The organism is Roseibium sp. LAB1, from assembly GCF_054658235.1.
On record NZ_BAAGIB010000002.1, the window covers coordinates 1449759 to 1466715 of the forward strand.

13 protein-coding genes are annotated in these 16957 nt (G+C 60.9%); 5 read left to right on the forward strand and 8 right to left on the reverse strand.

Annotation, left to right across the window (positions count from 1 at the left end):
* Nucleotides 1-6 precede the first annotated feature (6 nt).
* Complete coding sequence (locus ACYQ54_RS16630; RefSeq protein WP_460084170.1) at nt 7-1218, forward strand: hypothetical protein; 1212 nt, start codon at nt 7-9, stop codon at nt 1216-1218.
* Between the two features lie 170 nt (nt 1219-1388).
* Here the strand turns inward: ACYQ54_RS16630 and ACYQ54_RS16635 are convergent, their stop codons facing one another.
* Nucleotides 1389-1613, reverse strand: a complete 225-nt coding sequence (locus ACYQ54_RS16635; RefSeq protein ID WP_148585848.1) for a tautomerase family protein — start codon at nt 1611-1613, stop codon at nt 1389-1391.
* A 149-nt stretch (nt 1614-1762) separates the two neighbouring features.
* Here ACYQ54_RS16635 and ACYQ54_RS16640 point away from each other — a divergent pair, with 149 nt between their 5' ends.
* A complete protein-coding gene (locus ACYQ54_RS16640; RefSeq protein ID WP_460084172.1) occupies nt 1763-3370 on the forward strand; it encodes a winged helix-turn-helix domain-containing tetratricopeptide repeat protein in 1608 nt (535 codons plus the stop codon).
* A gap of 115 nt (nt 3371-3485) precedes the next feature.
* Here ACYQ54_RS16640 and ACYQ54_RS16645 read toward each other — a convergent pair whose 3' ends face one another.
* The 4 genes from ACYQ54_RS16645 to ACYQ54_RS16660 all read right to left on the reverse strand — a co-directional run bounded on the left by ACYQ54_RS16645 (nt 3486) and on the right by ACYQ54_RS16660 (nt 8719).
* Nucleotides 3486-5102 carry a thiamine pyrophosphate-binding protein gene (locus ACYQ54_RS16645; RefSeq protein ID WP_460084174.1) on the reverse strand — a complete coding sequence of 539 codons (1617 nt, stop codon included), beginning with the start codon at nt 5100-5102 and terminating at the stop codon, nt 3486-3488.
* Nucleotides 5099-6391, reverse strand: a complete 1293-nt coding sequence (locus ACYQ54_RS16650) for a CaiB/BaiF CoA transferase family protein (protein ID WP_460084176.1) — start codon at nt 6389-6391, stop codon at nt 5099-5101. Before ACYQ54_RS16650 ends, ACYQ54_RS16645 begins: the two co-directional genes overlap by 4 nt.
* A 556-nt stretch (nt 6392-6947) precedes the next feature.
* Nucleotides 6948-7814 (reverse strand): CE1 family esterase, encoded by an 867-nt coding sequence (locus ACYQ54_RS16655; RefSeq protein WP_460084178.1) that lies wholly within the window; start codon nt 7812-7814, stop codon nt 6948-6950.
* A gap of 119 nt (nt 7815-7933) precedes the next feature.
* On the reverse strand, nt 7934-8719 hold the full coding sequence (locus tag ACYQ54_RS16660) for an ion transporter (protein ID WP_460084180.1): 786 nt from the start codon (nt 8717-8719) through the stop codon (nt 7934-7936).
* Between the two features lie 280 nt (nt 8720-8999).
* Here ACYQ54_RS16660 and ACYQ54_RS16665 point away from each other — a divergent pair, with 280 nt between their 5' ends.
* On the forward strand, nt 9000-9761 hold the full coding sequence (locus ACYQ54_RS16665) for an SDR family oxidoreductase (protein ID WP_460084181.1): 762 nt from the start codon (nt 9000-9002) through the stop codon (nt 9759-9761).
* 333 nt (nt 9762-10094) lie between these two features.
* Here the strand turns inward: ACYQ54_RS16665 and ACYQ54_RS16670 are convergent, their stop codons facing one another.
* Both ACYQ54_RS16670 and ACYQ54_RS16675 read right to left on the reverse strand, forming a co-directional pair.
* A complete protein-coding gene (locus ACYQ54_RS16670) occupies nt 10095-10574 on the reverse strand; it encodes a DUF302 domain-containing protein (RefSeq protein ID WP_460084183.1) in 480 nt (159 codons plus the stop codon).
* A 128-nt stretch (nt 10575-10702) separates the two neighbouring features.
* Nucleotides 10703-11854 carry a YeeE/YedE family protein gene (locus ACYQ54_RS16675; RefSeq protein ID WP_460084185.1) on the reverse strand — a complete coding sequence of 384 codons (1152 nt, stop codon included), beginning with the start codon at nt 11852-11854 and terminating at the stop codon, nt 10703-10705.
* A 242-nt stretch (nt 11855-12096) separates the two neighbouring features.
* Here ACYQ54_RS16675 and ACYQ54_RS16680 point away from each other — a divergent pair, with 242 nt between their 5' ends.
* Together ACYQ54_RS16680 and ACYQ54_RS16685 are read left to right on the forward strand one after the other, a co-directional pair.
* Nucleotides 12097-13482, forward strand: a complete 1386-nt coding sequence (locus ACYQ54_RS16680; protein ID WP_460084187.1) for a tetratricopeptide repeat protein — start codon at nt 12097-12099, stop codon at nt 13480-13482.
* 43 nt (nt 13483-13525) lie between these two features.
* Entirely contained in the window at nt 13526-14806 is a 1281-nt protein-coding gene (locus ACYQ54_RS16685) for an OpgC family protein (protein ID WP_460084189.1), read from the forward strand.
* Between the two features lie 120 nt (nt 14807-14926).
* Here the strand turns inward: ACYQ54_RS16685 and ACYQ54_RS16690 are convergent, their stop codons facing one another.
* On the reverse strand, nt 14927-16723 hold the full coding sequence (locus ACYQ54_RS16690) for a diguanylate cyclase (protein WP_460084191.1): 1797 nt from the start codon (nt 16721-16723) through the stop codon (nt 14927-14929).
* Nucleotides 16724-16957 lie beyond the last annotated feature (234 nt).

Consider the following 16957-nt stretch of genomic DNA (forward strand, 5'->3'; position numbering starts at 1 on the left):
AAGCACGTGAACCGACTGGTCATTTATTTTCCCGGCTATGATTTACGCCCGGCCCGACACTGCTTCCCGCTGATCCACAAGGAGTTCGAAACCTTCCTGAAGATCCGGGGAGTGGACGGCGCTTTTTCCGAACTCAACGAGGGTCTTGATCCCGGTGGCACCACAGCCAGCTGGAGCGGGCGCGTGGACTGGCCGGAGGGCCGCGTCGACACCAGGTTTGTGCATGTTGGCTGGCGGGACGTCATCAAACCCGATTTTCAGCGCTCATGGCCGCGCACGATTGCGGATGCAATCAGGTCTTTCCTGACATTCGCGAAAGCAGGCGGATATCGGGCCGCGCTGAGAAGCAACTGGGCGCACGGAGTATTCTGTCTTTATCCCGCCGTGGGTCTTGTTCTCTATTTCCTGGCCAGCCTGCTGCCTCCAATCCTTCTGGCACCAGTCATATTGCGCAACGTCGACGCGGCTGTACGGCAGAACCATGCCGAAGAGATCGCCTGGGCCGCCTTCCTGGGAAGCAGCGCAGCGTGGATTATCGTGGTTTATCTGCTCATGTCCAGGCTGGAGCCCAAATCCTACTTCCGGTACCTGGTCAACAGCTGGCACTTCATGGCCCGACTTGCCCGGAACGACCACCCGGAGATGCTCGCCCGGATCGAGGAAAGCGCCGACCTGATCGTTGCTGCTGCCGCCGAAGCGGACGACGATACGGACCTGGTGTTCGTGTCGCACAGCTGCGGCACCTTCGTGGCAGTCTATATTCTTGCCGCAGTCCTGCGGCGGCAGCCGGACATTGTGCGACGACCCGGTGGCTTCGCCTTTGTCACGCTGGGACCCGCGTTCGATTGCCTCGGCGGTTTCGGGGCGGACGGCGGCTTCGGCGACGCGATGACAGCGGTTGCCCGTTCAGGCGTCGACTGGACGGATCTATACGGCCCGCACGACCCGCTGTGTGGCGGCCGCACGACGCCCGTGGCGCGCTACGCCCGACCGGCGGGCACAGGTGAAAGACTGCCTGAGCCCAGACGGTTCAGCGTTTGCATTCCGGACAGGATGACCGCGGACAGGTTCCGCCACCTGCGCTATCGCTTCTTCCCGCTTCACTTCAATTACTTTTTTGCCTCGGTCCGCCCGGGCCTGTTCGACTTCTACCGCCTGACCCTTGGCCCCAGGCGCGCCGTGGACCAGCTCTCAGCCTGGGACGGCGGCCAGGACTAAGAAGCCACACCCCGGCCCGACCCCATAGTTCCGTGCATGCATGGTCTGCTGGGCACGCTACACGACGGCGGCTGGGAGGCGCCCCAGCCGAAAGCTGTCGAGTAACCCGACAAACGCAAAAGGGCCGCGCCTCACGGCACGGCCCTTTTTGCAACATGTATCAGGCAGGGTCAGGCGACTTTCTTGCCCGACATGGCGTGAACATCCGCTGCACCGAGGCGCTGACCGCCAATGGCCCAATCTCCCTGTTCGACTTCCATGACGCGGACCCAGGTCACCGGGCGCATGGCTTCGCCTTCCACGGAGACCATGGCTTCGGTCACCTTCTCGATCAGCTGATGCTTCTGTTCGGGGGTAAAAACGTTCTTGATAACATCGATCGTTACGAGCGGCATTTCAATTCTCCTCAATCAGGTATCAGTGCTTCAAACCAATTTCGGGTGCTCCCGATGAACAAGGGATACGCCTCATCTTCCGGCAATGCTTGACGGGGACATGAATATAACTGACCTTTTCATGAAGACTTTCAGGGAAAGGGGAACGTGTGCCGCAAGCCGAAGCCATGGTGTTCACCTTCGACGGATTTGAACTGGACGGCGCACGTTTCGAATTGCGCCGCAACGGCGAGCGCGTGGCGATCGAGCCGCAGGTTCTTTCCCTCCTCTTGCTGCTGGTGGAAAACCGCGACCGGATGGTCAGCAAGGACGAATTGATCGAGCATGTCTGGGACGGACGGATCGTCTCTGAAACTGCCGTGGCGGCTCGGATCAAGGCTGCGCGCAAGGCGGTGGGAGACAAGGGCAGCGCCCAGAAAGTCATCCGGACGATCCATGGCAAAGGGTTCCGGTTTGTCGCGGAAACCGAGGTCAGCGGTGCTCTGGCGAAAACGCACCCTGTGAAATCCGCACTCATGACCGAGGAACAAGCCGCCCCGGCGATTGAAGACGTGCTCAAGAATGCGCGCGGCGGCCGGCCGTCCATCGCCGTCCTGCCCTTCCAGTATTTTGGCGAACCGGGCCAGCATGAAATCGTGGCCGATGCCCTGCCCGCCGACATCATCGCGGATCTGTCGCGCCTGCACTGGCTGTTCGTCATCGCACGCGGATCAAGCTTCCGCTTTCGCGGGCCCGACGTGGATCCACTGTCTGCCGGTCAGCAGCTTGGCGTTGGTTATGGGCTCACCGGAACAGTCGAATTGTCGGGCGAGAGCGTCACGATCGGCGTCTCGCTGATCGACATGACCAGCAGCGGCACGATCTGGGCGGAACATTATCGGGGCAGCCTCACCGAATTGCATCAGCTAAGGCCGGAGATCGAAAGCCATGTGGTGGCCAGTCTGGCGGTCCAGATCCCACAGAACGAAGTGCGGATCGCCCGCAGACGCGCACCGGGAGAACTGGATGCATGGGCCTGTTTCCATCTGGGACTTGACTACATGTACCGCTTCAACCGGCAGGACAACGCCCGCGCGGCGGCACTGTTCACACAGTCGCTGGAACGCGACCCCTATTTCTCCGGTGCCATGGGCGGGCTGTCCTTCACGCATTTTCAGTCAGCCTTCATGCGCTTTGGAGACGATCCCGCTGCGGAAGTGGAACAGGCCCGCGTGCTGGCTCAGCAGGCGGTGGAGACCGACCGGCTCGATCCTTTTGCCCATTTCAATGCCGGGCGCTGTTCCTGGCTCGATGGCCAACTGGAGGATTCAATCGCCTGGTTCGACCGGGCGACCAGCCTCAGCCCCAGTTTCGCACAAGGCGTCTATACACGCGGACTGGTGAGCGTGATGGCAGGCCAGGCAGCACAGGCCGACGCCGATCTTGCGCTGGCGCTGGACCTCAGCCCGCTCGACCCGCTCGCCTACGGCATGGTGTCGGCACGTGCCCTGGTGCAATTGCAACTGGGCGACAGGGAAAGGGCACAAGAGCTTGGCGTGAAAGCGGCGCAGATGCCCGGTGCGCACAAGCATATTTCGCTGATCGCGGCGCTGACATCGCACCTGGGCGGCAAGGATGCCGAGGCCCGGCAATGGCTGGCACGTGCGAAACAGGCCGATCCGGCAATCAGTTCGGAGGTTTTCTTCGCCTCCTTCCCCTTTGCTGAGAACGGCGCTCGCGAAATGATAGAGAAAGGCCTGCGAGAGCTAGGGGTTTGAGAAGACTGACGGCTGTCCGCAATGTTGTCGCAAGCAGACTGTCTTCGTTGCCAAGTCAGACGGCTCCCAACGAACAGTCCAGCGGCCAGTCCGTTTCCGTCCCTCGGCATTCGCCCTAAAACGCGCCATCATACGCACGTCTTTCGATCCGGCAGGCCAGCACGGTGAAGCCCTCGCGGCCGAGGGCGTTCTCAGCCTCGCGGCGCAGCGTCTCATGGTCTTCTACCCACACCCCGTGACCGCCATAGGCCTTGGCAACTGCCGGAAAATCCGTTTCGCCAAAATCGACGCCGACGTTCGGCCGCTGGCTGGAGCGTTGTTTCAGTTCGATCAGCGACAGGCTGGTGTCGACCAGCACGCAGATGATGACGGGGATCCTGAGGTCGCGCAGGGTGGAGAGTTCACCGAGGCACATTTCCAGACCCGCGTCGCCGACAAAGGCAATCACAGGGGACGACCCTTCAACCACGCGGTGGCCCATGGCCAGCGGCACGGCGCAGCCCATGGTGCAGAGCGCGGAAGACTGAAGCATCTGGCGGGGCAGCGAACAGCGCCAGATCTGGCTGACCAGAATGCGGTGAGCACCGCTGTCGGCAGTCGCCACAGTGTCGGCCGGCAAGGCCGCACGCAGCGTGTGGAAGACCGTGCCGGGCCCCCAGCCGGACGCGTCCGGTGCGAAGGCCTTGTCCAGCTCGGCCCGGACGGCGGCAGGTTCGCCTTCCGGCCAGGAGGGTTTTGCCGGCTGGCGCGCGGCGCCGAGGAGGTTCAGCGCCGGCTGGACGGCGCTGCGCAGCGATGCGCGCACGCTGTGCATGCCATGGGTGCGCAGCACCGGGGTGATGTCGACCACCGGCGCGTCGGCATCCCACGGATCGCGCCAGTTGATGCGCATCTCGATGGGGTCGTAGCCGAGCAGCAGAATACAATCGCTCTTGTTGATGAGCGGCAGCAGCAGCCCGTCGGCCTTGGGCGACAACCCGGCCCCGCCAAGGGCAAGCGAATTGTTTTCGTCCAGAAGTCCCTTGCCCTTGTAGCTGGTGACAAGGGGGATCTGAAATGCTTCGCAGAATTCGGTAATAGCCGCGGAGGCTGCTTCGTTGACGGCATCGACACCGGCAATCGCTATCGGCCGTTCGGCATTGCGGAAAAGCTCTCGCGCCGTGTCGAGATCCGGTCCGGCCACCGGCGCGGTCTTCACGGGGGAAGACTGGAACATACGGTTCCAGGCTTCTTGTGTTTCGCCCTCGGCAACGCGGATCGGCACGTCGATATGAACCGGGCCGGGCTGGCCGTCCAGAGCGATGGCCAGCGCCTTTTCCATCATCACGTCCAGCGCGCCCAGACGCGCGGAAAAGCTGGCCTTGACGATCGGCCGCAGCAGCTGCTGATGATCGAACACCTGGTGGGTGTAGCTTTCCGCTTCACCCTGGTCGACACAGCCGGTGAGGAAGATCAGCGGCACCCTGTCCTGCCAGGCATTGGCAACGACGTTGACCGCATTGGCCGCCCCCGGCCCGAGCGTTGCAAGAAGCACACCCGGTGCACCATCCGCATGCCAGCCGCCTTCGGCCATGAACCCGCCTGCGTTCTCGTGCTTCACCAGCACGAACTCGAGCCCGGCCTCGTCCAGCGCCTGCATGAGGGCGAGAACCTCGCCACCCGGAATGCCGAAGGCGTGGCGGCAGCCTGCCGCGTGAAGCTTGCCAGCGATAATATCCGCACCGGTGGTCATTTGCTGCTGTGTCCTTCAGTCGCCGCGTCTGGCGGGGTTGGGCCGAGGTCGAGAATACCTCTGCCGGCGAGATCGGAAAGGGTGGCGGCGTCAAGGCCGAGAAGACGGGTCAGAACGTCCGTGGTATCAGCGCCCACAAGTGGTGGCGCGCTGCGATAGGCCACCGGCGTCTTTTCCAGGTTGATGGGCGAGCCGATCAGGTCGACTGCACCGCCGAGCGGATGCGGCAAGGTGATGCGCATCTGGCGTGCACGAACCTGCGGATCGGCAAAGACCTGTTCCAGATTGTTGACCGGGCCGCAGGGCACACCGGCGGCCTCAAGCTCCGCGATCCACTCTGCCGCGGTCTTTTCGATTGTCAGGCGGCGGATCTTCGGGATCAGTTCCGCGCGGTTGCGCACCCGGTCGGCGTTTTTGGCGTAAAGCGGATCTGTGGCCAGTTCCGGTGCGCCGGCAACCTTGCAGAACTTGCCGAACTGGCTGTCATTGCCAACCGCCAGAATGAAGGACTGGTCGCTGGCTGGAAACGTCTCGTAGGGAACGATGGTCGGATGGCCGTTGCCGAGCCGTCCCGGCACCTTGCCGGAGGTGAGATAGCCAACGCCCTGGTTGATCAGCCAGGAGACCTGCGCATCCAGCAGCGAAATGTCGATGTATTGGCCTTCGCCGGTGCTGTTGCGATGGTTGAGCGCCGCCAGGATCGAGACGGTCGCATACATGCCGCACATAACATCGGCAATGCCGACACCGCATTTGGTTTCCGTGCCACCATCCTCATCCGCAAAGCCGGTGAGCGACATGATCCCGCCCATGCCCTGGATCAGGAAATCATAGCCTGCGCGCTGCGCATAGGGGCCGGTCTGACCGAAGCCGGTGATGGAACAATAGATCAGGCGCGGATTGCTGGCTTTCAGCGTGTCATAATCAAGCCCGCGCCGCTTCAGGTCACCGACCTTGAAATTCTCCACCAGAATGTCGGCCTTTGCCGCCAGATCGGCGATCAGTTGCTGTCCCTCGGGACTGGCAAGGTCAATGGCGACAGAGGCCTTGTTGCGATTGGAAGAAAGGTAATAGGCGCTTTCACCTGTCTCCCTACCCTCGCCGTCCTTCAGGAAAGGCGGCCCCCAGCCGCGCGTGTCGTCGCCCCTGCCTGGCCGTTCTATCTTGATCACTTCCGCCCCGAGATCGCCCAGGATCTGCGTGCAGGTCGGTCCGGCGAGTATGCGGGAAAGGTCGAGGACAACCAGGCCGGACAAGGCACCGGGTGTGGCAGGGGACGGCTGGGACAAGGCTCACCTTCGAAATGACGTTTCCCGGTAAAGGCCACAGGCTGATGGGCGCCGTCAACAAGCCAGCACCAGCCCCCCGGACAAGCCGCCTCACTTTCTCGTTAGAAACGGGAAAAAGGGGGCGTTCGCAGCGGGAACCGCAGTCGTCCGAGCAAAGACGTCTGGCAGGCAGAGGAATGGCCCAGACCGGGCAAAGGGAGTGTCCGCACCTGATTGCCAGGAGAAGCGGTTGCGAGCTTGTGGAAGCATTGCGAGACAATTGATGCTTTGGAAACGAGTAGGCCCAGGGTCTCGCGATGCTCGCCCGGGTGACGTTCAGGGAGAGCATGGCCCCTCTTGTCCCCCTCCGTTCAGTTCGTCATGCCATGGCTTGACCATGGCATCCATGCCGTTCCCCCTCATACAGAACACTGCCTTGCGTGATGTGAAGAACTGGCATGGATTGCCGGATCAAGTCCGGCAATGACGGTGGAGTGAGGAACAGGAGACTTGCGGCTTGCTCCTTTTTTCTCCTTGAGTGGAGTTGGCAGGCGACGTCCCAGAACACAAAACTTGACTACGTCGTCCAGCCTTTCATTTCCGCAAGTTCGTTCCAGGCGCGTTTGATCCAGCTGGCGCGCACGCTGTGGCCGCCGTCGTGAAGGCAGAGTTCGAGGAAGCCTTTTTTCGGCTGCCAGGTCTCGCAGGTGAGATTGCCATCGGTATAGGTCTTCGGCTGGGTATCCTCGAGACCGTCCTGGCGGCGCCAGACGTCGAAGCTCTTGAAGACATCCCCCTGTTTCCACTTGCCGCCACCAAGCCAGCGGCCTTCCAGCGGCACCACGGTGTCCGTTGTTCCGTGCACGTGGAAGAGATAAGGGGTTTCCGTCACGCAGGATTGCGGCAGCGGTTCCCAGAAGGCCCCGGCAATAGGCGCGTATCCGGCGAAAAGGTCCGAATCCTCGCAGGCCGTGTACCAGGTCATGAAACCGCCTTCAGAAAAACCGGACAGCATCGTGCGGTTGCGGTCGATACCAAAGCGGTCGGACAGATCCTGAAGGACATTGTCGAAAAAGGCAGGTTCGTCGCGCAGGTCGCGCGGCGAGGTCGGGAAAGACCAGGTGCCGTTCATGCCTTGCACGGCAACAAAGGCAACACCCAGGTCATCCGCCATCTGAAGAAAGCTCTGGTTACGGATCTCATTGATCGCCTTGCCCTTATAGCCATGAAGAAAGAAAATCGCGCCCAGAGGCTTGTCCGCAGGCCGGTTGGCCGGCAAATGGATGTAATATTCGCCTTTCCCGATCTCACAAGGTATTTCCTCGCCGCAGGCCGATGTACCTGCTGCTTGTGACGGTGCGCTGAATGCGCCAACGGTCAGAACCATGGCGCCCGCCAGCAGGCCAAGCCGCCTGGAAAGGCCGGACAATGTCGCAAATGACATGAAGTGCTCCTTGCACGGTGAAAACCATTCCCCCGCTCCGACGGTAAGGATGGCTCCTGAACGGCTTTTGTCCAGCGGATCGTCTTCACAAATCGGCGAGAAGGCGTCTGGCCCGCACCCTAGTCCCATGTGCCTTCTGTCGGGATATTGAGAAGACGGCCGCAGTGCTTGCAATGGACCGCATCCGGGTCGTGGCGGTTGAGGCCGCAATCCGGGCACGGCAGATTGACCTTGGCCGGGCGGAAGATCGTCTGCACAAGGCGCAGGAACAGGGCAACGCCGAAGATCATGATCACCACGGTCATCAGCCGGCCGACGCTGTCGGTCATCGTGATGTCGCCGAAGCCGGTGGTCGTCAGCGTGGTCACCGTGAAATAGAGCGCGTCGAGATAGTTGTTGATGTTGGCATTGCGGTCGTTCTCGACCACGAAAACCAGCGCTGTCACGACAAAGATGAAGACGATCAGGTTGATGCCAGACTGGAAGATTTCCTCGTTGCGGCGAAACCACTTCGACGCCTGACGCAGCTCCTTCAGCAGGTGGTAGGAGCGCATCAGCCGCAGCATGCGCACGACACGCAGGAATGCGAAATTTTCGAAGAAGGCTGGAGCAACCAGCGATACGATCACCACCAGATCGGCAAGCGAGGTGAAACTGAAAACATATTTGACACGCCGTTTTTCGGCAATCAGCCGGGCTATATAGTCGAGCGTCAGAACCGCGGCGATTGCGTAGTCGAGCTCATGATGGATACGGTCCTTGTCGATCATCGATGAGACGATGAAATAGCTGATGGTGACCAGATCGAACAAAAGCAGCGAATACCGGAAGGCCCGCGATGCGACCGTGTCGCCAAAATAGAGTTGCTGCAGGATCGTCTGCAAACTCCGCTTCGTGTCCGCCATCGGCTTCCCTCATTCCTTTCCGAACTGACCGGCATACGCATAGCGCCTTGCCTGGATCATTCGTGCAGATGCCGCACGATGCTGCTGCAAACAAGCTGTTTATTCTCACGCCCGACCGCACTAATGTCCGCTGTCGATCAACCGGGGCATCCTGAATTCCAGCGAATGCAGGAGGCTCGACCATTTTCAGTACCTGTCTGCACTGCAGCGTTCATCCGAGCGCCAGCAAATGAAGGCAGGTCCAGAGGCCGAAAAGGCCCATCCAGAACGGGAACGTTACATGTTTGATTTGTCGGGACAAGTTGCCCTGGTGACAGGCGCGAGCCGGGGCATTGGCGAAGCTGCTGCCCGCAGCCTGGCGAAATACGGTGCCAAGGTGCTGCTGGTGGCACGCTCCGGGAAGGATATCGAACGCATTGCGGCAGAGATCCGCGCGGAAGGCCGCGATGCCACTGCAGTCGTTTGCGACGTTGCGGACTATGACGACATGGTCAAGGCGGTGCAGACGGCCATCGACACCTATGGCGGCCTGGACATCCTGGTGAACAACGCCGGCGTGATCGAACCGATCTCCCGGATCGAGGACAGCGATCCGGCCGAGTGGGGCAAGGTCATCGATATCAATGTGAAGGGTGTCTATTACGGCTTGCGCGCCGTGGCACCGCATATGCTGGCCAGGGGCGCGGGCACCGTGGTCAATATCAGCTCCGGAGCCGCCGTCAGCGCGCTGGAAGGCTGGAGCCATTATTGTGCGTCCAAGGCGGCCGCACTTTCACTGACACGCTGTGCCGACAAGGAATTCGGTGACAAGGGCGTACGCGTCGTCGGCCTCAGCCCGGGCACGGTCGCAACCCAGATGCAGGTCGATATCAAGGCTTCCGGACTGAACCCGGTCAGCCAGCTCGACCCGTCAGTGCATATTCCTGCCAGTTGGGTGGGCGAGGCCATCTGCTGGCTGTGCACACCTGCGGGCGATGCCTACCGCGGTGTCGATTGCTCTCTGCGCGACGAGGATGTTCGCAAGTCCGTCGGCTTGATCTGATTGCCGGCCTGAAAGAATTTTCGAAACAAAAAGGCGCCCGCCGGGCGCCCAATCTACCTTCAAAAACAAAAGAGGGCCGCGTTAGCGGCCCTCCCATGAGATCGACGTGACACAAGTCCCGGATCAGATCCCAGCGAAACCGCTCACTACCAGAGGCTGCTCCAGCACCGTTCGATTCCGCCCAGATACTTGGGCCACGCACCGATACTCATTAGACATGGGCACACCTCCTTTCAGTTGTTGAACACACCGAGAGTGTGGGGTTGTCCGAACTGTTTCACAAGCCTAAAATCAAGGCTCGGTTGCCAATCCATTACGCAATTCACAGAACTGTCACTGCGAGGCCACAGCCTTGTCCGCGATGGAGCTGAAGACCTGATCGAGTTCCCTCGCAAGTTCTTGCAAGGCTTGACCACCCTCTTCCATGTAGGGCGCGAAGACAAAACCGGGTGTTTTCCATGAGAGCGTTGCCGTGCCATCGGCGTTTTCGGTCACGTAGAACCGGATCGGTGCCTCGATGCCCGCGGTAACGGAAGCTTCCAGCATCCGGACGGCGTAGTCGTTGCGATAAACGCCGATGACCCGGTTGCCGGGGATGGAAAGTCCCCTGCCCCGTGCGCCGTCCGACGCGCTGGCCTGGGTCACTATCAGCATGCCTTCCTCTTCAATAGCGCTTCGCAGGTCCTCAACCAGCACCGGATAACGCTTCTCCGTGGGCAGAACCTGCCAGCCCTCGCGGCCGGACACATTGTCCGCTCTCACAAGTCCGACCGAGAGCAGGCTTGTTACGACAACCAGGGCAAACAGACGCATTTTCTTTCTCCCGCGAGCGATGATGCAATGTCGCGCACTCTAGCGGGAGCAGACTCACGAGCGCCTCACAATACGGTGTGGCGAGATACGGTGTGGCGAGATACGGTGTGGCGAGCCAGCCCCTTGCCTCAATCCATGCCGAGCCGCAAGCGCACGCGGGTTCCGGCAAGACTGCCGAGGAAGCCGAAGACCAGCCAGAGCCAGCCGTGCAGCGAACCAGATACAAGGCCGCCCAGATAGGCACCGATGTTGCAGCCATAGGCCAGGCGGGCGCCATAGCCCATCAACAGACCACCGGCGATTGCCGTCAGCACATCGCGGCGGCTCAACCGCCAGATGGGTGCAAAGCGGCCGGCAAGGCCCGCCGCCACCATCGCTCCCAGAATGATGCCGAAATCCATGACGGAGGTCGTGTCCCGCAGCACCGGATTTTCCAGGGCGCCGCGCTGCCAGGTCCAGTATGGCCAGCTGTCCACCGGCAGGCCCACGGCGTGAAACAGTTTGCCGCCCCAGAGAGCAAAGGCGGAGGTAATGCCCCAGGGGCGGCCGACCACCACGAATGTGGCAATGCCGACGATCGCCAGCATCACCGCACCCAGCATCGGCGACCATGGACCACTGAGAAATGACACCGTCGGCCTTGGTTCCACAATCGAACCGTGCGCCCGCCGTTCGATGACGATGGTCGCAATCGCCAGAAGGCCGAGCACAAGCGCTGTCAGGAGAAAGGCTCCATGCGGCCCGAATTCCCGAATGAGTGACATTGCCGGTAATCTGGGCAAGCGGCCCCACAGATGCAGATGCGCCGTCGCCGCCACCGACCCGAGGATGAACGCCGTCAGCGTGATCATCATGCGCGTTGAGCCGCCACCAGCGGTAAACAGCGTACCGGATCCGCAGCCGCCACCCAGTTGCATGCCGATGCCGAACAGGAACGCCCCGAATGCCGCCGCCACGCCGAAGGGAAACACGAAACCGCCCGTGGGCCAGCCAAGCGCGTGTCCCCAGGCGATCAGGGGAAAGGAAACAGCACTCGTCAGAAGAATGAGCACGAATTGCGCCCTGAGGCCGCCGCCACGTTTTTCCGTGACGATCCGCCGCCAGGCGGCCGTGAAACCGAAACTTGCATGATAAAGCGACAGCCCGGCGAGCCCGCCGATCAGGACTGCCACAGCCTGGCGCGGTCCGGCTTCGCCGTAGGCCCCAAGCGTGACCATCGCCAAAAGACCGGCGGCGATTGCGACGACAGCAGCTTGAGATTTCCCGACGGCCAAGGCCATGTGTTCCTGCTCCCGCGCAGATCCGACTTTCAAACCCCGATACGAAGACTTGCACTTCCCGCCTTATTTTCGCAACGAAGGTGTCTTTTCTTCACCTACACATTGCCAACACCTTTTTGTGTTTTGCAGTTCAAGTGCCGCCTGCGGATTTTGGTTGGGAATATTCAGCCTGCCGGACATCTGCAAAGCGGTGGGCGGGACCCGGTTTCAGAGGACCGGCGTAATTAACAAAAAGGCCTGTTATGCGTCTAACTGATCAATTCGGATATGAGCTTTCCCTTTCGGACAAGGAAGCCCTGACCGCCTGGAACGATACCGTGAAAGCCTTTCTGGCGCATGGCAGGACCACTCCCCAACATCTCGAGACCTGTCTCGGCCTGGAACCGGACTTCGCACTCGGGCACGCCACACGCGGTCTCTTCTGCCTGTTGCTTGGCCGTCGGGAAATGACCGCAACCGCACAGGAATGTCTGTCGATTGCCAGAACATCGGCCCAGAACACCCCGGTTACGGCACGCGAACAGGCCGTCATCGACGCTCTAGGCAGCTGGCTGCAGGGTTTTCCCACGAGATCGGCCGATCTTCTTGATGCCGCCCTGGTGAGGGTACCTGAAGATGCGCTGATCATGAAGCTGGTGCACGCGATCCGCTTCGTGCTCGGCGATGCCACCGGCATGCGGCAGTCGATCGAACGGGTGCATGCCGCCTATGGTGAAACGCATCCGGCCTATGGCTATCTGCTGGGCTGCCGCGCTTTCTCGCTGGAAGAAACCGGTGATTACCGCCAGGCGGAAGCGGCAGGCCGCAGAGGACTGGAATTTGCCCGCGACGACGCCTGGGGCCTGCACGCCGTGGCCCATGTGCACGACATGACCGGCCGCTCCGAAGAAGGCACTGCCTGGCTGGAGACCCAGCCGGAGGGCTGGGCCCACTGTAACAACTTCGGCTATCACGTGTGGTGGCACCTGGCGCTGATGCATCTGGACCAGGGCCAGGCCGACAAGGCGCTTGCGCTCTACGATACCGATATCCGCAAGGACAAGACCGACGACTACCGCGACATTTCCAACGCGGCGTCCCTGCTTGTCCGTCTGGAGCTGGAAGGAGTGGATACCGGTGCCCGCTGGGATGAACTGGCGCTTCTTTCCGACAAGCGCGCCGAGGACGGCAGCAATGTCTTTGCCGATCTCCACTATCTGCTGGCGCTTTTGAACGGTGGCCGCCGCATGGGCGCCGAGCGGTTGTTGTCCGGGCTGAAAGAACGGGCCCGGAGCGAAACCGACCTTGGCCGGATTACCGCAGAAGCCGGTCTGCCGACAGGCCTCGGTCTGGAACAGTACCGGAAGGGCAATTACGCCTCCGCCTTTGCCCTGCTGGACTCCGCCAGGGACAACCTTTACATGGTCGGCGGCTCGCACGCCCAGCGCGACGTTTTCGAGCGAATCACAATCGATGCCGCATTGCGGGCAGGCATGCCCGAAGATGCGGAAAGGCTGCTCAACAGCCGGACGCACAAGCGCGGTGCACTGGATAGTTTTGCCGAACAACGTCTTGAAATATGCGATAAAATGCACCGCGCCCAACGAGTGATGGAAGACCAAAAACTCAGGGCTACCGGCTCGGTCTGAACCGTGGCCGGCACTCGATAGACTTATTACCTCTGGACCCATCGTGAACGCTCACACACAAACGAAACGCCCACGCGATCCGCGGCTCGACTTTTTCCGCGGCCTTGGAATGTTCATCATCTACGTTGCCCACCTGCCCTGGAACTGGTGGACGCTCTGGATCCCCGCCCGGTTCGGATTTTCCGATGCCACGGAAATCTTCGTCTTCTGCTCCGGAATGGCCTCCGCGCTCGCCTTCGGCAAGATCTTCGACGTTCATGGCTGGGGCATGGGGGCAGCCCGCATCCTCCACCGCATATGGCAGGTGTACTGGGCCCATATCGGTCAGTTCCTGGTGATTGCTGTCGGTCTGGTTCTGCTGCAGAACAGCGGCTACCTGACCGAATGTTGCGACCTGACCGAGAATTACGTCGCATCACTCAATCTCTTGCACCTCTTTGACAATACAGAGGTTTCCCTTCCGGGCCTGCTGACCATGACCTGGGTGCCGAACTATTTCGACATCCTGCCGATGTATGTGGTGATCCTGTCGCTGATCCCGGTGATCATGCTCGTCGCCCGCTATTCGGTGCCGGCCGCTTTCGCACTGTCGATCGGCCTCTGGCTTGCCGCCCAGTTCGATCTTCTGAGCCTGCCGGCCGAGCCTTGGTCGGATCGGGAATGGTTCTTCAATCCCTTCGCCTGGCAAATGCTGTTCTTCACCGGCTTTGCCTTCATGCGCGGCTGGATTCCAGCGCCTCCGATCAGCAAGCCATTGATCGTGCTGTGCGTGGTGGTGCTTGTTGCCACGGTTCCCTTTGCCTACTTCCGCGCCTATCAGGAAATGCACTTCAACCTGGTCTGGGCCCGTGAAATCCGCGAGGTGATCAAGCCGCTCTGGATCAAGACGGAATTCGGTCTCTTCCGCTATCTGCACTTCCTGGCGCTTGCCTATCTGGCCTGGGTTGCCGCCGGCGAGCATGGCAAGCGGCTGCTCGGGCACGGTGAGACCTGGGGTCGGTTCGTGCGCGTTGTCCAGAAGGTCGGCCAGCAATCGCTGCCGGTGTTCATGGCCAGCCTGGTCATTGCCCAGGCTGCAGGCATCCTGCGCGACATGGTCTGGGGTCGCGGCGAATGGCTGCCCCAGGTTCTGTCCAACCTCATCGGCTTCCTGGCCCTGATTGCCGTTGCCTATGTGGCCGGCTGGTACAAGAGCCAGCCGTGGCGCAAGCCACCTGCAACCTCCTCAACCGGACCATCGGAGCGGCCAAAGACACCGCCTGCCGATGGCGGTGAACCGGCGGCGAAGGCGAAGGCCGAGATCCGGGAACCGGCGCTCACCTGATCGGGACCCAATCTGCAATACAACGTGAGAACGCCCGCAAGGGTCCTGCTTCTGCGGGCGTTTCACATTGCAGATATCTTTCATTCTGAACGCATCAGCCGCCGCGCAGGCAGCTCTCGATCAGCCGGCAACCTGCTGATGTCCCTGGCCGCTTTCGTACACCGTCCGGTCCCGTCCGGCTTCCTTCGCCGCCAGCAAGGCAACGTCGGCCCGCGTGCGCAGCGTCGCCACGGACCCGCCCTTGGGCGCTGCGGCGATGCCAATAGAGACCGTGACCGGCGCCAACACCGTGGCCCGGTGTGTCATTGTCGTCTTTGCGGTCTGCCAGCGAATGCGGTCAGCAATCTCAATGGCTTCGTTTTGTGAAATGGCAGGCAGCAGTACCGCGAATTCCTCGCCGCCGAAGCGGTAGCATGACCCGCGATTTTCAATCGTTTCCGTCAGGACACCTGCAAAGGATTGCAGCACCAGATCACCCGCGTCATGGCCGAATTCATCGTTGAAGCGCTTGAAATGATCGATATCGATCATCAGGCAGGTAAGCGGAGCAATCGCGTTGTCGCGGCTCCTCTCGCTCAGGTCCTGATCGAGCGAGCGACGGTTAAGCAGTCCCGTCAGCGCATCGCGCACCGCAAGTTGGGTCAACTTGTCCCGCAGTTGAAGATTGGCAACAGCAAGCGCCACGTTTTCGGCGATCAGTTCCAGATAGAGCTGCGCTTCCTTTATGGCTTGGCCGTCGCCGGCAAGATCCTTGAAACTCAGGAGACCGATGATGTCTCCCTGAGCTGTAAGCGGAACGCAAAGACCGGTTGAAGACGTATCGGCAAAATGACTGCAATTGACGTCTTCCGTACCGCTGTGGCTGCAATGCGCCCGCCCCCGGCGCAACCCCCAGCAATCGTCGGGACTGAAACTTTCGCCGGATGGCTGAGGAGATTTCCAGGCGCCGGACTGCTTCAGTAGGTTCCGCTGCTCGTTGAGAACATAGAGCCCTCCTGAAAGCTCCGGAAAGATTTGCGGTGCAAACCGGCTGACAACATCGGACAGTTCGTTCAGCTTCTGGCAGGCCTGCAGACGATGCATCATCTGCAGGATGAGATCTTTCATTTTGAGATCGCGCCGGCGCTCTGCATCAAGACGCTCTCTTTCAAGTCCGTTTTCTCGAAAGACATGGATCGCTGCATTCAGCTCGCCGATTTCGTCCCTGCGGCCGTCGAGCGGCACTTCGACCGCGTAGTCCTGAGTGGCAAGCCGGTTGACGATGCCGGTCATGCGGGTGAGCGGCAGAGCAACGCGCCGGCGAAGCACGAAATAAAGAACCGCGATAAACAAAGCCGCCGTCAGCCCGAGCATGATGCGGGCGGTCAGCCCGGCCCAATCGCTGCGCTGCCTGGCAAGTTCCAGTGCCGTGCCCGTGCGCATATTTACCTGACTTCGGAAGGTCTCGATGTCCTTCAACAGCCGGGTATGCTGCCGGTAATGTTCGTCATTGAAGAGGAGCGTCCGTGCGCGCTCCGTATTCCCGGCCCTGAATTCGTCAATGGCCTCAAGTTCCAGCTTTTCCAGGGCGTCGATGCGGTCATCGATTTTTAGCAAAAAGGCTAGTTCTTCCTTGCTCGCCCCGATCTGCTCGGCATGGCGTGCCCTGTCTTCAAGCTGGTGCTCTTCCTCATTTACCGTCTCTAATGCGTCAAGGTGCGCGGCGTCCCCGCGCATGACGTAGAGGCGAGCCTCATCCGTTCTCAGTTCGGCATCGATTTCAAGTTGCTGACCTAGCCGGTCCAGCGCCAGGTGCTGTTCCACCGCAGCCCGTTCTTCGTGGGCGCTCTGCACGGACAGAATGAAGGCAATACCGGACAACCCGGTCAGAAGAACGGTAATCCCATATGCCCAATTGGTGATCGCGCTGATTTTCATGCGAAACTTTCAAGACTGTTGTCTGTTTGCCGATACTGCCCAGCCGTCATCCTTGACCGGGACTGGTCTTCCCCAAGATAGCATGAAGCTTTTGCACACCGAGCGAGACTCACGTGCCCGGCCGGCAAGCGTCACTCTTTCGGGGTACACCTCCAGATGCGAGCACATTGAAGTCATAGCGCCACAAAATGGTCGCCCCGACAGGCGGAGACCCTACGACGAAAGAATAATCTC

Bases quoted from the DNA above. Each gene is read 5' to 3' on its own strand.
- ACYQ54_RS16635 (WP_148585848.1), bottom strand. From the start codon at position 1,613: ATGCCGCTCGTAACGATCGATGTTATCAAGAACGTTTTTACCCCCGAA.
- ACYQ54_RS16645 (WP_460084174.1), bottom strand. From the start codon at position 5,102: ATGACCACCGGTGCGGATATTATCGCTGGCAAGCTTCACGCGGCAGGC.
- ACYQ54_RS16655 (WP_460084178.1), bottom strand. From the start codon at position 7,814: ATGTCATTTGCGACATTGTCCGGCCTTTCCAGGCGGCTTGGCCTGCTG.
- ACYQ54_RS16660 (WP_460084180.1), bottom strand. From the start codon at position 8,719: ATGGCGGACACGAAGCGGAGTTTGCAGACGATCCTGCAGCAACTCTAT.
- ACYQ54_RS16665 (WP_460084181.1), top strand. From the start codon at position 9,000: ATGTTTGATTTGTCGGGACAAGTTGCCCTGGTGACAGGCGCGAGCCGG.
- ACYQ54_RS16670 (WP_460084183.1), bottom strand. From the start codon at position 10,574: ATGCGTCTGTTTGCCCTGGTTGTCGTAACAAGCCTGCTCTCGGTCGGA.
- ACYQ54_RS16675 (WP_460084185.1), bottom strand. From the start codon at position 11,854: ATGGCCTTGGCCGTCGGGAAATCTCAAGCTGCTGTCGTCGCAATCGCC.
- ACYQ54_RS16680 (WP_460084187.1), top strand. From the start codon at position 12,097: ATGCGTCTAACTGATCAATTCGGATATGAGCTTTCCCTTTCGGACAAG.
- ACYQ54_RS16690 (WP_460084191.1), bottom strand. From the start codon at position 16,723: ATGAAAATCAGCGCGATCACCAATTGGGCATATGGGATTACCGTTCTT.